Annotated in this window: 13 protein-coding genes; 8 read left to right on the top strand and 5 right to left on the bottom strand. The window is 42.6% G+C overall.

The features are described from left to right. Nucleotides 1-2 precede the first annotated feature (2 nt). From CWC29_RS02210 to CWC29_RS02190, 5 genes are all read left to right on the top strand, one after another. Nucleotides 3-1,439, top strand: a complete 1,437-nt coding sequence (locus CWC29_RS02210; RefSeq protein WP_138524832.1) for a peptide MFS transporter — start codon at nucleotides 3-5, stop codon at nucleotides 1,437-1,439. 418 nt (nucleotides 1,440-1,857) lie between these two features. After that, nucleotides 1,858-2,904, top strand: coding sequence for a 4-hydroxyphenylpyruvate dioxygenase (hppD, locus tag CWC29_RS02205; protein WP_128728562.1), 1,047 nt, complete (start codon nucleotides 1,858-1,860; stop codon nucleotides 2,902-2,904). Nucleotides 2,905-3,036: 132 nt separating this feature from the next. Next, nucleotides 3,037-4,350: a fumarylacetoacetase gene (fahA, locus tag CWC29_RS02200; RefSeq protein WP_138524834.1), complete on the top strand. Its 1,314-nt coding sequence runs from the start codon at nucleotides 3,037-3,039 to the stop codon at nucleotides 4,348-4,350. Nucleotides 4,351-4,492: 142 nt separating this feature from the next. Next, nucleotides 4,493-5,575: a M23 family metallopeptidase gene (locus CWC29_RS02195; protein WP_128728564.1), complete on the top strand. Its 1,083-nt coding sequence runs from the start codon at nucleotides 4,493-4,495 to the stop codon at nucleotides 5,573-5,575. Between the two features lie 37 nt (nucleotides 5,576-5,612). Continuing rightward, a complete protein-coding gene (locus CWC29_RS02190) occupies nucleotides 5,613-6,008 on the top strand; it encodes a bactofilin family protein (RefSeq protein WP_128728565.1) in 396 nt (131 codons plus the stop codon). Here CWC29_RS02190 and CWC29_RS02185 read toward each other — a convergent pair. After that, nucleotides 6,005-6,475: a hotdog fold domain-containing protein gene (locus CWC29_RS02185; RefSeq protein ID WP_138524836.1), complete on the bottom strand. Its 471-nt coding sequence runs from the start codon at nucleotides 6,473-6,475 to the stop codon at nucleotides 6,005-6,007. The genes CWC29_RS02190 and CWC29_RS02185 overlap by 4 nt on opposite strands. A gap of 163 nt (nucleotides 6,476-6,638) precedes the next feature. On the opposite strand from CWC29_RS02185, the gene CWC29_RS02180 reads away from it, so the two are divergent. The 3 genes from CWC29_RS02180 to CWC29_RS02170 all read left to right on the top strand — a co-directional run bounded on the left by CWC29_RS02180 (nucleotide 6,639) and on the right by CWC29_RS02170 (nucleotide 10,539). Continuing rightward, nucleotides 6,639-7,817: a multidrug effflux MFS transporter gene (locus tag CWC29_RS02180; RefSeq protein ID WP_138524838.1), complete on the top strand. Its 1,179-nt coding sequence runs from the start codon at nucleotides 6,639-6,641 to the stop codon at nucleotides 7,815-7,817. Nucleotides 7,818-8,180: 363 nt separating this feature from the next. Beyond that, a complete protein-coding gene (gene yghU / locus CWC29_RS02175; RefSeq protein WP_045965146.1) occupies nucleotides 8,181-9,053 on the top strand; it encodes a glutathione-dependent disulfide-bond oxidoreductase in 873 nt (290 codons plus the stop codon). Between the two features lie 407 nt (nucleotides 9,054-9,460). Continuing rightward, nucleotides 9,461-10,539, top strand: a protein-coding gene (locus CWC29_RS02170) for an IS3 family transposase (protein WP_138524894.1) whose coding sequence is annotated in 2 segments (ribosomal slippage) — nucleotides 9,461-9,713 and nucleotides 9,713-10,539 — 1,080 coding nt in all. Because the reading frame shifts where the segments join, the coding sequence is not laid out codon by codon here. Nucleotides 10,540-11,120: 581 nt separating this feature from the next. On the opposite strand, the gene CWC29_RS02165 is transcribed toward CWC29_RS02170, so the two are convergent. The 4 genes from CWC29_RS02165 to CWC29_RS02150 all read right to left on the bottom strand — a co-directional run bounded on the left by CWC29_RS02165 (nucleotide 11,121) and on the right by CWC29_RS02150 (nucleotide 14,907). After that, nucleotides 11,121-12,239, bottom strand: coding sequence for a hypothetical protein (locus CWC29_RS02165; protein ID WP_138524079.1), 1,119 nt, complete (start codon nucleotides 12,237-12,239; stop codon nucleotides 11,121-11,123). A 1,300-nt stretch (nucleotides 12,240-13,539) separates the two neighbouring features. After that, nucleotides 13,540-13,785 carry a hypothetical protein gene (locus CWC29_RS02160; protein WP_138524081.1) on the bottom strand — a complete coding sequence of 82 codons (246 nt, stop codon included), beginning with the start codon at nucleotides 13,783-13,785 and terminating at the stop codon, nucleotides 13,540-13,542. 25 nt (nucleotides 13,786-13,810) lie between these two features. Further along, nucleotides 13,811-13,963 (bottom strand): hypothetical protein, encoded by a 153-nt coding sequence (locus CWC29_RS02155; protein ID WP_209319006.1) that lies wholly within the window; start codon nucleotides 13,961-13,963, stop codon nucleotides 13,811-13,813. A 101-nt stretch (nucleotides 13,964-14,064) separates the two neighbouring features. After that, nucleotides 14,065-14,907 (bottom strand): pPIWI-associating nuclease domain-containing protein, encoded by an 843-nt coding sequence (locus CWC29_RS02150; protein ID WP_138524083.1) that lies wholly within the window; start codon nucleotides 14,905-14,907, stop codon nucleotides 14,065-14,067. Nucleotides 14,908-14,928: the final 21 nt, after the last annotated feature.

Below are 14,928 nucleotides of genomic sequence, written 5' to 3'. Positions count from 1 at the left end.
ATATGAATTCAGTTCCGAAGGCCGGAGAATTTCTGGGTCACCCTAAAGGCCTCTTCTTATTATTTGGTACCGAAATGTGGGAGCGCTTTGGCTACTACGGTATGCGTGCCATCTTAGTTCTTTATCTTGTAGCACAAGTACAAAATGGCGGCTTTGGTTGGAGCAATGCCGACGCACTAAGCCTTTACGGCACATTTACCATGGCCGTTTATCTTACTCCGCTGTTTGGTGGTTGGCTTGCAGATAACGTATTAGGTCAGCGTAAAGCCATCATTATTGGTGGTATTTTAATGGCCGCAGGTCATTTTATTATGGGTATTCCTCACAGTGTTGTGGCAGGACAAGAAGTAAACGTCTTCTACTTTGGCTTAGCACTGCTTTGTCTAGGTAATGGCTTATTCAAGCCTAATATCTCAACGATGGTTGGCGATTTATACCAAGAAGGTGACAAGCGCCGTGACGGTGCATTTACTATCTTCTATATGGGTATCAACTTAGGTGGTGCATTAGGTCCACTTGTTGCCGGTTATGTAGCGGCAGTAGTTAACTGGCAGGCTGGCTTTATCGCGGCGGGTGTAGGTATGATCATTTCTGTGGTTATGCAGCTTATCTTAAGCCAGAAATACCTTGGCGATATCGGTAAAGTACCTTCAGCTAAACTTTCTCAACAGATGTCTGACTCTCTGACAAAAGAGCCGCTTACGAAGAAAGAAAAAGATCGTATTCGTGTTATTTTCACTATGAGTGTTTTCTCAATTATCTTCTGGATGGGTTTTGAGCAGGCAGGTGGCCTGATGAACCTATTCGCAAACGACTATACCAACCGTATGTTTATGGGCTTTGAGATCCCTGCTTCTTGGTTCCAGTCGCTGAACTCTATTTTCATCATCGTATTTGCGCCATTAGTAGCCATGATCTGGTTAAAGCTAGATAACAAAGAGCCAAACTCTCCTGTTAAGTTTGCCATTGGCCTTGTTTTCCTTGCGTTAGGCTTCTTAACTATGATGCTAGCACTTGCAACAGAGGGCGGCGAAGCGGGTGACACACTGCAGATCAGCATGATTTGGTTGGTGTTGTTCTATATGTTCCACACACTTGGCGAACTATGTTTATCACCAATCGGTCTTTCTATGGTAAGTAAATTGGCGCCACTACGTTTAGCATCACTACTAATGGGTATTTGGTTCCTATGTACGGCTGTTGCAAACAAACTTGCTGGTCTTGTGGGCTCTTTCATCGGTGAAGGCCAAGAAGCGATGAAAAATGCGATGAGCATCTTCATTGGTTTAGGTGGCGTAGCCTTGCTGTCTGCTGTGTTAATGTATCTATTAAGCAACAAGCTTGTAGATTGGATGCACGGCGCTGAGGGTAAGCACGAACCTCATACGCAAGAGCATTACCTTGCAGAAGAACTAGAAGTATCCGCTGAGAAGCAATAATATTTGCTGTAAACCACGCTAATTTAGCGTGGTTTACTTCTCTCTCAACAGTCAAATGTAAACATTTAAATACACTTAGCGTCATTTGACCTCTCAATTTAGTGATATGATAAAAAACCTCCTTTTCATGTTACCCCTCAACAAAAAGCATAAAAACCAAATAAAATCATAGTAATAGAGAGTAACCCCAATGAATATCCTGCAAAACTTCTTGCTATTTTCAGTCAAAATTTAAGCAAAAATAATTATCGTCAAGCCAGTATCAATTTTGTGTCTTTTACATGGCAATTGTGCAACTAAATTTACAAACTCTCCTACTGCTATTTACTGCCTCTAACTTCCCCTTTGCAGTAATTTGATTAATCATCCAGTCATAAATACTAACAAGTCACCCAGTGCTTAATACGGGAGTAAAACAATGAGTGAAGTAAATAATCCACTAGGCCTAGTCGGCATCGAGTTTACAGAATATGCAACACCAGACGCTGATTACATGGATAAGGTATTCACTGACTTTGGATTCTCAAAACTAAAGAAATTTAAAGACAAAGATATCGTTTACTACAACCAGCACGATATTCACTTTTTGTTGAATAACGAGCGTGAAGGCTTCTCGGCACAGTTTGCGAAAAGCCACGGTCCGGCAATTTGTTCTATGGGCTGGCGTGTAGAAAATGCGCAAAAGGCATTTGATACTGCGGTTGAGCGTGGTGCAAAACCAGCGACTGATTCAACACACAAAGACCTACCATACCCAGCGATTTACGGTATTGGCGATAGCCTTATCTATTTCATCGAAAACTTTGGCGATAAAGGCTCTATCTACGAGCAAGACTTCGTAGACCTAGAAGAGCAAAAGGTTGTTGAAGACAAAGGCTTTAAGCGCATCGATCACCTAACAAACAATGTTTATAAAGGAACGATGGAAACTTGGGCTAACTTCTATAAAGACGTATTTGGCTTTACTGAAGTTCGTTACTTTGACATCAAAGGTCAAAAAACGGCGCTACTTTCTTATGCACTTAAGTCACCATGTGGCACCTTCTCTATTCCAATCAACGAAGGTAAAGATGACAACAACAACCAAATCGATGAGTACTTAGATGAGTACAATGGTCCAGGAGTACAGCATTTAGCCTTTTTGACTGACGACTTGGTTGGCTCATTAGATAAGCTCGACAAGAGCACCATTGCCACCTTAGATATCGTAGATCACTACTACGACACTATCTTTGACCGTGTGCCTTGGGTTAAAGAAGATAAAGAAAAGATCAAACAGCACCAAATTCTGGTAGATAGCCAAAGCGAAGATTGCTACCTACTACAGATTTTCACTAAAAATCTGTTTGGCCCAATTTTCATCGAAATGATCCAACGTGTTGACGATGGCGGCTTTGGTGAAGGTAACTTCCAAGCGTTATTCGAGTCAATTGAACGTGACCAAGAGCGCCGTGGCGTGATCTAAGTACACCTATTAAATTAATTAAAAAGCAGCTAGCGATAGCTGCTTTTTGTGGTTTATCAAATTGCTATTACGACTTGAGTTTTTCACTTTTGACCATAACTCAAGTTGAAAGCCAAAATTAAAGGAAGGGCAATGTCTCAAATTAACGAAACACACGACATCCAATTAAAGAGTTGGGTAGCTAGTGCGAATGCGACTGGAACTGATTTCCCTATTCAAAACTTACCTTTTGCAGTATTTCGCCGTAAGAACAGTAACGAAGAATTTCGTGGCGGTGTTGCGATTGGCGATCAAGTACTAGATCTTGGTGCTGTTGTTGACGCTAACCTACTTTCAGGTGATGCAGCAGAGGCTGCAGAAGCGGCAAATGCCCCAGCATTAAACGAATTTATGGGTATGGGTCAACAGTACTGGTCAGCTCTAAGACTTGCGCTTTCTCGTGCATTACGTGAAGGCTCTGAACTGCAATCGAGCCTAGAAGGCGCATTGGTTGCACAAGATGACGTGGAATATGCTTTACCTTGCCACATTGGCGATTACACCGACTTTTATACCTCTATCTATCACGCAACAGCGGTGGGTAGCCTGTTCCGCCCTGATAACCCTCTGCTACCAAACTACAAGTGGGTACCAATCGGTTATCATGGTCGCTCTTCATCTATAGGTGTTTCAGGTCAAACATTCCCTCGCCCTAAAGGCCAGACTAAAGCACCTGATGCGGATACCCCATCTTTTGGTCCTTGTAAGCGCCTAGACTACGAGCTTGAGCTAGGTATTTATCTAGGTAAAGGTAATGAACTTGGTGACTCTATCGCGATTAAAGATGCTGAAGATCACGTTTTTGGTTTTTGTTTATTTAATGACTGGTCTGCACGTGACTTACAAGCCTGGGAATATCAACCATTAGGTCCATTCCTTGCGAAAAACTTCGCGTCAACGGTTTCTCCTTGGGTTGTAACCACAGAGGCTCTGGCACCATACCGCACTCAATGGCACCGTGATGAAAACGACCCACAACCGCTGGAATACTTAGAATCAACGCAAAACCGCGAGTCTGGTGCTATTGATATTCGCATGGATGTCTTACTAGAGACTGAAAAAATGCGTAGCGAAGGCGCTAAACCAAGCAAATTGTCTGAATCCAGCTTCAAGCACAGCTATTGGACGGTTGCGCAAATGGTGACACATCACACAGTGAATGGCTGTAACTTTTTACCAGGCGATATGCTAGGTTCGGGTACGCAATCAGGCCCTGAGCACGAAGAAGCGGGTTCATTACTCGAACTATCCCGTGGCGGCAAAGAAACCATTACTCTAGAAAATGGCGAAGAACGTAAGTTCTTAGAAGATGGTGATAAAGTAATTATGCGCGGCTGGTGTGAAGCTAATGGCTATAACCGTATCGGTTTTGGTTCTGTTGAAGGCACTATACTTCCAGCAAAATAATCGCAATTAATTGTGAGTTAATCGCAATTTTATTTACTTTTAAATCAAAGGCATGATGATTTCATGCCTTTTTTTAGTTCTAAAAACTGGAAATTTGACTAAAAATTGTTAGAGTGTAGCGCTGATTTAAATCCGAGGTTGAATGTTGCAAGTACTCAAGCGCCTATATCTAAAGCTGTTTAAGCCAACTCAATTAATTGTTCGTCAAGACGCAACTGTCAAGATGTTGAAATTGCCATCTTGGGTTCAAGCTTGCTCGATTTTGATTTTGCTTGCGCTCGCTATGTGGATAGCCAATGCCTCGCTCAAATTACAAGAAAACGGTGACAAGCTCACTAAAGAGCAACAAAACTTTGCGCAGCTGCAAGCCAAGTGGCAAGCAGAAAAATCACAGCTTCAAGCACGATTAGCACAGCAAAAAGGCATGCTTGACCAACTGTCACAGCAGCACAGTGTGCTTGAGTCATTAGTTGACTCGACCCAAACAACTGACGACAACGTAGCGGAAGGCGAGCTAGAAGAAATATCTTCAGACATTGAAAATCCACAACCAAGCTCTACAGCTGAGTTTGCTCCCCAAGCCAGTCTTCTACTCATTCAACAACGACAGCTCAGCGAACAGCTTGGGCAATCATTCAGCGCTGAAATTGCTGCGATGCAACAATCCATCGATAGTGCGGGATTACAATTATCATCTGATTTCTCAGAAGCGCAAGGTGGCCCCTACTTCCAAGCCGACTTAGAATTGGTAGAAGCCAGCTTTATTAATGCCATTGACCAATACGCAGTTTATGCACAGCTATCGACGATGATTGGCCAACTGCCAGACACATTACCTGTCGCTCAGGAAAAATATTATGTCTCTAGTGCTTTTGGCTTTCGTAAAGACCCAATAACTGGCCGCCGTGCTTATCATAAAGGTATCGATCTCGCAGGTTGGCACAAAACACAGATCGTAGCCCCAGCCTCTGGCACCGTTAAACGAGCGGGGAAAAATGGCGGCTATGGCAATTTTATTGAAATTGAACACGCCAATAACATCACCACACGCTACGGCCACCTTCACACCATCAAGGTAAAAAAAGGCCAGCAGATCAATAAAGGTGACGTAATTGCACTAATGGGCAGCACAGGAAGAAGTACGGCGACACACTTGCACTATGAAGTGATTCAAGGTAAAAAACACCTTAACCCAATTAAAATCGCTCGCGCATTCAATAAGTAACATCTAATTGCAATTACGCTGCGATAGTGAGGCATTCGTGTTTAACTCTTTTAAAAACCAACGAAACGACGTCCCAGCTATTATTGCTCATAGCACTAAAGTCACGGGCGATATTGTCTGTGAAGGTGAACTACAATTAGATGGCACCGTTCATGGTAACCTCGACATAGAAAAACTAATCATCGGCAATAAAGGTTTAGTACAAGGTAATATCCAAGCCAATGAGCTGACTATATTAGGCAAAGTGGAAGGTAATATTCAGGCTAAACAAGTCACGCTGCTTCCCAGCGCTCAAGTTTTTGGCAACATAGAACACGAAACCCTAACGATCGAAGCCGGTGCGCACGTCGATGGAAAACTAACACACCGTAATGAGCGAGCCAATAACGTCACGGCAATTGACTCTTCTGGTGATCAAACCATAAACAATTAAGATCTTTTCGCGCTGATATACATATTAATGTCGGCGTGGAATACCTTCTCCCCTGTAGTATTAAAGACCTCCACCGGTACAACTAACTCTTCTTTATCTTGCCATGCTCTTGGGTACTCTATTTGCGCCACGGCATGCAGATCGGTCTCGGCTTTGGCTAAGTATTGCACTGACATCCCCTTTGGGATCCAGCGATGGGTCTTATGATCGATGGTCGCGTCTGTCATGACTCCAGCACATAGCTCCGCAAGATTACACTGTGCAATCGCATGAACCGTGCCTATGTGGTTATGAATGGCTTTACGGTTGCGAATGGTCGCCCTACAAACGCCAGGCTTCAATTGTGTGATTTTAGGCTTGATGGTACCAAAGTAAGGAGCTTTACGACATACCGCCTTACTGAACATCCATTTACCAAATGGCAACCAACTCATCCTTTTATAAATTTTTAAAAGTGGTGCAGACATAAGATTTTTCTATAATGATTTTGCTTAAAATTAACACATCTGACCAGTTAATCAACCATCTATAATTATCAGCGAATAAAATATCTTAAAAATTTGCTAAATCGGCGCTTTGTCCTGTCTTTTCTCGTTCTCCACAATACAATAGCGACCAAAAGGAGACGCCATGACCCAATCAAACTCAAAAGCACTGATTTTTATTCTCGCTTTACTTGTTATCTTTTGCCCTTTAGGTATCGATCTCTATCTACCTGCATTTGTGGATATGCAGTCCAGTCTTCAAGTATCGGAAAGCCAAATTCAACAAACAGTGAGTATCTATATGCTAGCTGTGGGTCTTGGGCAGTTGATAGCAGGTCCGCTTGCGGATAAATATGGTCGTAAGCCGATTGCGCTAGTTGGAATAATTTTATTTGCGCTTGGTGCTATAATGGCAAGCTATGCCTCCACTTGGCCACTCATGATGGTAGCTCGAGTGCTGCAAGGCTTGGGGGCGTGTGCTACTTTTGTCAGCGCCTTTGCCATTGTTCGTGATAGTTTTGGGCACAAAGGCAGTGGCCAAATGATCACTTACCTCAATGGTATTGTATGTTTTATCCCAGCGTTAGCGCCAATTTTAGGTGCATGGCTCACTGTCGAATTTGGCTGGCAGAGTAATTTTAGCTTTTTGTTTGGCTTTGCCGTTCTTGGCCTCATCTTAGTTTCTCTTATCTATAAAGAGACTCGCCCCGAAGATACACATTACAGCGGTCATATCCTAGATTTGAGACGTTTTAAGCCAATGCTCAGTAGCTCAACTTTTTTATACAATGCCGCCTTAACGATGCTTGGTATGGCAGCAATGCTGGTATTTGTGATCTCAGCTCCGGGGTGGATCATGGCAAAAATGGGCGGCAGTGTTTCCGACTTTACCTTTTGGTTTACTGGCAACGCGGCGTTGAGTATTGTCGCAAGTTTTGTTGCTCCCCACTTCATCAAACGCAATAGCCAAAAGTCATTAACTTTCGGTCTCGCCGTTTTTAGCTTTAGTGGTCTGTTGCTACTGGCTTTGCCACAAACTGAAATAGCGCATTTTGTACTGCCAATGTATATGGCATCAATTGGCTTTGCATTTACGATCGGAGCTGCGGCTGGTAAAGCGTTATCAGGGTTTGCTAAACAAGCAGGGGCGGCCTCAGCGTTGATTGGAGTATTACAGATGAGCGGTGCGGGTGTGCTTGCAACCATGACGCAACCACTGGCACTGGATGCCCCCATGCAACTTGCCTTGCACTTATTACTGGCGTTACCTTTCTTGCTATTACTAGCCACAAAGCATCGCCACCAGCTTCACAGCGCAGCTTAAACATTATTTATCGTAACAGTAGTAAAATTGTCACAACTAACAATGATAATAATCATACAGACAGCATCAGTGTTAAGGACGGCGGTACATAATGCTACCAAGTATGTGAGCAAGGTAGCAATGCAGCCTGTTTAGCAACACAAACTGTTGTGTTTTAACTCCCAACCAATTCAAGAATGTCGGTCTTTTGATCGGCATTTTTTATTTTACTACTTTCCCCCACCTTTTGTTGATAGCTTGTTCATATCCCTCTCTTAAGATCTGGATAAAACGAGTAAGCCTGTGACCACAGAAGTTTGTTCATTTCCATTTCACTTCTACACTCTATAATGGATTTGGACAGTCACAGAAGGAGTTCATAAAATGAGTACATCGGGTTATACCCCACCTAAAGTTTGGCAGTGGCCATGGCAAAGTGGCGATGGTAGTAAATTCGCAAATATCAACCGCCCTACTGCAGGCGCAAGATTCGAAAAGTCCCTACCGCAAGGCAAACACCCGTTACAACTCTACTCCCTAGCAACCCCAAACGGCGTGAAAGTGACTATCTTGCTAGAAGAGCTTTTAGCAGCCGGGGTAAAAGAAGCAGAATATGATGCCTTTTTAATTAATATCATGGAAGGTGAGCAATTTAGCTCAGGGTTCGTTGCACTTAATCCAAATTCTAAGATCCCCGCGTTATTAGATACCAGCACCAAGGAACCTACCAAAATCTTTGAGTCTGGCTCAATTTTGCTTTATTTAGCTGAAAAGTTCCAAAAGTTCATTCCACAAGATCCCACAAAACGCACCGAGTGCCTCAACTGGTTATTTTGGCAAATGGGGGCTGCGCCGCTTCTTGGTGGTGGATTTGGCCACTTCTATGCCTACGCACCCGAGCACTACGAATATCCAATCAACCGCTACACGATGGAAGTGAAGCGCCAACTGGATTTACTGAATCAACACCTAGCTACAAGAGAATATATTTGTGGCGATGAATACACTATCGCGGATATGGCGATCTGGCCGTGGTATGGCGTGCTAGCCCAAGGACACCTATATGATGCGGCAGAGTTTTTAGACGTCAATGGCTATGAACATGTGATCCGCTGGGCTGGACTCATCGCCTCAAGAGATGCGGTCAAACGCGGAAAAATGGTAAATAGAACATGGGGAGAACCTCATGAGCAGCTTCATGAAAGACACGACGCCAGCGACTTTGATACCAGCACCCAAGACAAACTAGAACCATAACCTTACCTTGGTTTAATTCTTGGTTTAACAAGGGTTAGCTTTATCTATCGGGTTTGAATAATCAGATTTAATCAAACCCGATTGTCTGTATGTCAGAAAAGAATGGTGTTAGTACCTTGCTAGAAGCGCAAAATGCTTTTGCTGGTATTCTTCAACGGATTTTTAGCACTTTAGTCAGCACTTTCTTATTAGAGCATCGAACACATCTGCATTAGTGTTTACCCAAAGATATGAAATCCACTATGTAATCTTCCGACTATCGCGACTAAACCGCTTCCCATTATCACCCCTATAAGAAGCGTTCCGAAAATAAGACATACATAGAGTAGTGTCCAAGTGTAACTCCCCCAAAAAATGAAACAGTTTATAAGTAGAATTTTCCATTAACTAAAATAGGAAAATTTACGATGAGAAAAAGCAAGTTCACCGAAACCCAAATTGTCAGCATGATCAAAGAAGCTGAGTCAGGTATTCCTGTACCAGAAATCTGCCGTAAACATGGCATCGGCCAAAGTACATTTTACAAATGGCGCTCAAAATATGGCGGTATGGAAGCGTCTGATATTAAACGCCTCAAAGAGCTTGAAGAAGAAAACCGTAAGCTAAAAGATATGTTTGCAACGCTTAGCCTAAAGCACTCGATGCTTGAGGATATCATCGCAAAAAAGCTGTAAAAACAAGTAGGCGCAGAGCTTGGGTAGAGCATTTAAGAGCTCAATTTAACGTCAGCGTCGCATTTGCTTGTGAAGTGGCAGGGCTAAGCCGCTCAGTTTTTTATTACAAACATAAACGGCCGTTAGATGATGAAGTTATCGACGCATTACTTGCGCTGGTAGAGCGCCATCCTAGGTGGGGGCTGCCTAAGCTATTCAAAAGGCTTCGCAATAAAGGTAAGCCGTGGAATAAAAAGCGTGTTGAACGCGTTTACAACATGCTAAAACTAAACTTGAGACGTAAGGGGAAGCGCCGTGTTCCAACAAGAACACCTGAACCATTAAGTGCACCGACACAACATAATGAATCGTGGTCAATGGACTTTATGAGTGACGCATTAAGCTATGGACATCGCTTTAGAACACTGAATGTGCTGGATGATTTCAACCGACAAGCACTGGCGATTGAGGTCGATACAAGCTTAACTTCTGAACGCGTTATTAGAACGCTACAACAAATTATTGCTTGGCGAGGAAAACCAAAGCAGATTAGAGCGGACAATGGCCCAGAATTTACTTCAACGGCACTCGAAGATTGGGCAATGAAAAATGACATCAAGTTGGAATTTATAGAGCCTGGCAGTCCTTACCAAAATGGTTTTGTTGAAAGGTTTAATCGGAGTTACCGTGAAGAAGTGCTAGATTTATACTTGTTTGAGTCACTTCAAGAAGTACGTGAAATCACTGATGAGTGGTTAGATATTTACAATTATGAGCGACCACATGATTCACTTGGCGATATGACACCAATTGGTTACCTTGAGGCTGCATAAAATTCTATGAAATAGCTGTACTAAATTGGGTGGAGTTACACAAGCACTGGAAGATTTTGACCTCTCCTGCTCCTCTGAAGTATTGTCGGAACATCGGTAGATTCTAAGCAAACTTCTTTCCACCCAAAAACGGTGCCACCGATCAAGCCAAAAAGCAGTGCGACCGCGAAAGTAATAACCCGATACTCTGGATTATCAAAACCATCCCATAAAAGAATAGCCCCGTTGATCCAAGCTAACCCAGTACAACCCCACGAGGCAAGTAGATAGATTATCAGCATGCGTTTCATTGATTACCTACTTTCGGCAAAACGACTATTGAAAATAGTCTATCAGCGCTAATGATTGATGTTCAGTTTTATATGCTTCAATATCGTAAAACTTAACAACGTTTTCGTCGGAAAAATAGCTAACAAAGCAAGACTGTTATCTCTTGATAGCTTATTAAGAATTAACCGAGATGTTTCTAATTCTGGAAATTGCACTTAAATTCTCTTTGAATTAACGCTACCGCTCACAGGCAAAATTGCGAGCGCCAGCGAGAAATTTTGTCCTTGTGTAGCGGATTGTTAGTTTTCAATTTAGAGCGCATCAAAATTAGTGATATTGACTTTATTTGGAACTACTTTCTCTGAATCTATAAAGACCGCACCATATTTGAAGCGGCTTAAGTAATCAGGATTCATCCCATCTGAATCACCAGATATCTCAAATGTGTAAATAATTCGATTTTCTTCTTTTGGACTCAAACTCGAAAATTCGCCAAAATCAAGACGCAGATCATGTTCTCCACACGGCCCCAATTGAATATTTGCCGTTCTCTCAATGAGCTCACCTAAATCAGGATCTTCAGACCTGAGATCCAAATCTGCACTTTTTCGCAATGCGACTTTCATAATTTGAGTGCTACCAGTTGAAATACAGTACATATAGGAATCACCTAGAGCCATGCTAATATTGGCCCCAGGGTAAGTAGTGTCAAAAGGATTATAGAGCGATACGACCAGTCTTTTTTTGCCTTCACTAGAAGTAAGCCACTTTGCGCTTTTTGTGATAACCCAATCTGGGTCTGGTTGGTCGATTAGGACCAGTGGTTTAGCGGTACCATAAGCTTTTTCATCAAGCTGTTCCCATCTAGTAGACTGCAATCGTTTATCGTGGTCCCGAGCACCAATTGTGATGGTTGTGTCAGTAACACCTTTATCCTCAGTATATAAGCAAAAGCGTGCGATATAGAACCCATTTTCTATACTGTCTTGTTTTTGCCTAATTGGATAATCTAATTCTTTTGCTGTTAATCGAGGGTTCAACGACCTGTATACCCACTCGGTCTGATAAAATGGATTCGCAAACTTATAGATAAGGTCATATGAAATTACTTTAGAGCTGTCATCTTCCAAAGAACATCGTTTCAATGGTGCAATAAGTCTTGCAATTTTTTCCTTATCGATCGAGTCGTCTACTTTTGTTTTGTCATTATCTGCAGAACCACCATTTGCATTAACCGGTGCCCATAGTGTAAGGGCATACAGTGTAATTGACCCAACTATTAGCATAAACAAAAGAATTAAAGGGCCTACCCATACCCTAGGTACTGAAGGAAATTTCCAGTGAAAACTTTTGAACAGCATATAAAATACGCCTAACGCCAACCCTGGCACACCTAGGCTTGCAAACACTTTCCAGATATCAATATCCATGTTCAAGGACTCTTCATAAAAAAACTAACAATTTAATAGTGCGCAAATCGCGCATATTTCTGATTTGCAATCGCGCACTTTTATGATTGATTTAGTTTTAACAAAATTGATAACTCATTGCCAACATTATTAAAAGTTCAAGTTACGATTTTTTTGAGAAAGATAAAAATGCGCAACTTGCGCATTTTCTTGAATATGGGGGTAATAGCTCTACTTGTTAATTCTAGTTTTTCTCTCAAAGCAGCAAATTTGCCTGCAAGCACCAAACAAAACTGTCAGCACCGTTCTCCTCCCTCATCACACCCGAAAGTAAAGTGCCAATGAGTCATTTCAACGCATGGATGCGTGAAAAGCTGTGACAGGGACAGGGATGTCCCTTACACAGCGGTGACGTTCATATTGGCAATTTACTTGAGGAGTCAGTGTGATGTTGGGAGTGCCCTTTCTTTTGCATACTTGTTCTTTGGGCATCAAAGAAAAGTATGTCGTAGCCCATGGATGGGCGTCGAAACCTGTCAGGAGGACGGGCTGACTTTACGGTAAATTTCGAGCTACCAGCCGTTAGCAACATAAACCTCCATGTTTAATATCAAAGCGCATCCATGCGCTCCTCGTTCATTCTTTTTAAACGACGAAAAAGAACGAACCAAGAAAACGTCGCCCCAGCATCACACTCAATCCTCAAACCCTAAGCCGATATAGTGCAACCGTCTTGTAAGGCACGTCCTTGTGCCTGACAAGACTTAGCCGACATCCTGTCGGCACATTGCATATCAGCTTATGCTTTTCGGGTGTGATGGAGGGGGGAATAAGTTGCTTGTGAGATCGTCTACGATTTTTACGGTGAAGCTGTTTGCAAGGGTTACAAAAACTATCAGCGTAGCCTCCTAACTCACAGTCTGAATCGTTTTGTGGGAGGCGGTTCACCCGCCGAGAAGTTACGCTTTTCGGGCGTGGTATTGACTGTTGTTTCTGGTTTTATCTACTAAAGCAGCCGATTAGCTTACAAGCACCAAAAAAGCTATCAGCACCGTTTTCCTCCCTCATCACACCCGAAAGTAAATTGCCAATGAGTCATTTCAACGCATGGATGCGTGAAAAGCGGTGACAGGGTCAAGGATGGCACTTACACCGCAGTGACGTTCATATTGGCGATTTACTTGAGGAGACAGTGTGATGTTGGGAGTGCCCTTTCTTTTGCTTACTTGTTCTTTGGGCATCAAAGAAAAGTATGTCGTAGCCCATGGATGGGCGTCGAAACCTGTCAGGAGGACGGGCTGACTTTACGATAAATTTCGAGCTACCAGCCGTTAGCAAAATAAACCTCCATGTTTAATATCAAAGCGCATCGGTAGATTCTACGCAAACTTCTTTCCACCCCAAAAACGGTGCCGCCGATCAAGCCAAAAAGCAGTGCGACCGCGAAAGTAATAACCCGATACTCTGGATTATCAAAACCATCCCATAAAAGAATAGCGCCGTTGATCCAAGCTAACCCGGTACAGCCCCATGAGGCAAGTAGATAGATTATCAGCAGGCGTTTCATTGATTACCTACTTTCGGCAAAACGACTATTGAAAATAGTCTATCAGCGCTAATGATTGATGTTCAGTTTTATATGCTTCAATATCGTAATCGGAAAAAATAGCTAACAAAGCAAGACTATCATCTCTTGATAGTTTATTAAGAATTAACCGAGATGTTTCTAGTTCTGGAAATTTCATCTAAATTCTCTTTGAATTAACGCCGCCAGCATGCGCGGCTTCGTAGTGAAGGCGAAGCCGCAACGAAAAAGCCGTCGCCGTGCCTGGCCTTGTTAGGAGACTTACTCATACCAACTCGAAATATCTACGCTGAATCTATTAAGGTTAATAGAGCTACCCAATGGTTGTTTAAATAGAACTTCCATTTCACTGTAAACGGGAAACGAAGCTGGAATTTCAGCCCCATCTCCTTTACGCCGATCGGATGCTGACCCATACATTAAGTTCGCGCCAATACTCCCCTCGACGTGCATTTCCAGAGAGTTTACGCCGATCTTAACAACATGAATTTTTTCCGCTGTTATTTCCTCAATGTACTGGTGGGTCGATATTTCCATTAACTCAACAACCGATTCGCTGTTTATTCTGTCAATCAAAACGCCATCGATATCATCGAAGAGCTTATCCGCAACTTCTGTTCTCAGCTCATCAATCTTGTTTACAAAATCAAGAGTTGCTGAAAGGCATTCATCTGCGGTTCTTTCCGTCTCTTCTATTGAACTTTTAAATGTTGCTTCTTCTATGTGTGTAAATCCACTTAGACGATTGATGATAGCTATCAATTCGCTTGAAACCTCATCTATCTCATCAATGCAAAGTTTTTTCGTTACATAGAAATCAGAAAGGCCACCTTGAATCGCAAATTTAATGCGATGTTTTCGAGTAATCCCTGTAGATGATGTTTTATCCGGCGCAAACCATTGGCATTGCCGAAGCTCATCATCTGGCGCTAATCGGTGCAAAACATGCCTTGTCAGTTCGCGCAGAGCGTAAGCAAAGTTGTTTAATCTAAGTGGGTTTGGTGTCAAAAGGTTAGCAAAGGCAGAGTCCAATAACTCTTTCTCAAAACCATCAAGAAGGACACTGTTAATTCTTTCTTGGTATTGCTCTCTCAATCGATCCATCTACCCTCCTAGACATAATGA

Origin of the sequence: Pseudoalteromonas galatheae, assembly GCF_005886105.2 — a bacterium.
Taxonomy (GTDB): domain Bacteria; phylum Pseudomonadota; class Gammaproteobacteria; order Enterobacterales; family Alteromonadaceae; genus Pseudoalteromonas; species Pseudoalteromonas galatheae.
This window is presented reverse-complemented; position numbering and strand designations above follow the sequence as displayed.

Bases quoted from the DNA above. Each gene is read 5' to 3' on its own strand.
- CWC29_RS02210 (WP_138524832.1), top strand. From the start codon at position 3: ATGAATTCAGTTCCGAAGGCCGGAGAATTTCTGGGTCACCCTAAAGGC.
- hppD (WP_128728562.1), top strand. From the start codon at position 1,858: ATGAGTGAAGTAAATAATCCACTAGGCCTAGTCGGCATCGAGTTTACA.
- fahA (WP_138524834.1), top strand. From the start codon at position 3,037: ATGTCTCAAATTAACGAAACACACGACATCCAATTAAAGAGTTGGGTA.
- CWC29_RS02195 (WP_128728564.1), top strand. From the start codon at position 4,493: ATGTTGCAAGTACTCAAGCGCCTATATCTAAAGCTGTTTAAGCCAACT.
- CWC29_RS02185 (WP_138524836.1), bottom strand. From the start codon at position 6,475: ATGTCTGCACCACTTTTAAAAATTTATAAAAGGATGAGTTGGTTGCCA.
- CWC29_RS02180 (WP_138524838.1), top strand. From the start codon at position 6,639: ATGACCCAATCAAACTCAAAAGCACTGATTTTTATTCTCGCTTTACTT.
- yghU (WP_045965146.1), top strand. From the start codon at position 8,181: ATGAGTACATCGGGTTATACCCCACCTAAAGTTTGGCAGTGGCCATGG.
- CWC29_RS02165 (WP_138524079.1), bottom strand. From the start codon at position 12,239: ATGGATATTGATATCTGGAAAGTGTTTGCAAGCCTAGGTGTGCCAGGG.
- CWC29_RS02160 (WP_138524081.1), bottom strand. From the start codon at position 13,785: ATGAAACGCCTGCTGATAATCTATCTACTTGCCTCATGGGGCTGTACC.
- CWC29_RS02155 (WP_209319006.1), bottom strand. From the start codon at position 13,963: ATGAAATTTCCAGAACTAGAAACATCTCGGTTAATTCTTAATAAACTA.
- CWC29_RS02150 (WP_138524083.1), bottom strand. From the start codon at position 14,907: ATGGATCGATTGAGAGAGCAATACCAAGAAAGAATTAACAGTGTCCTT.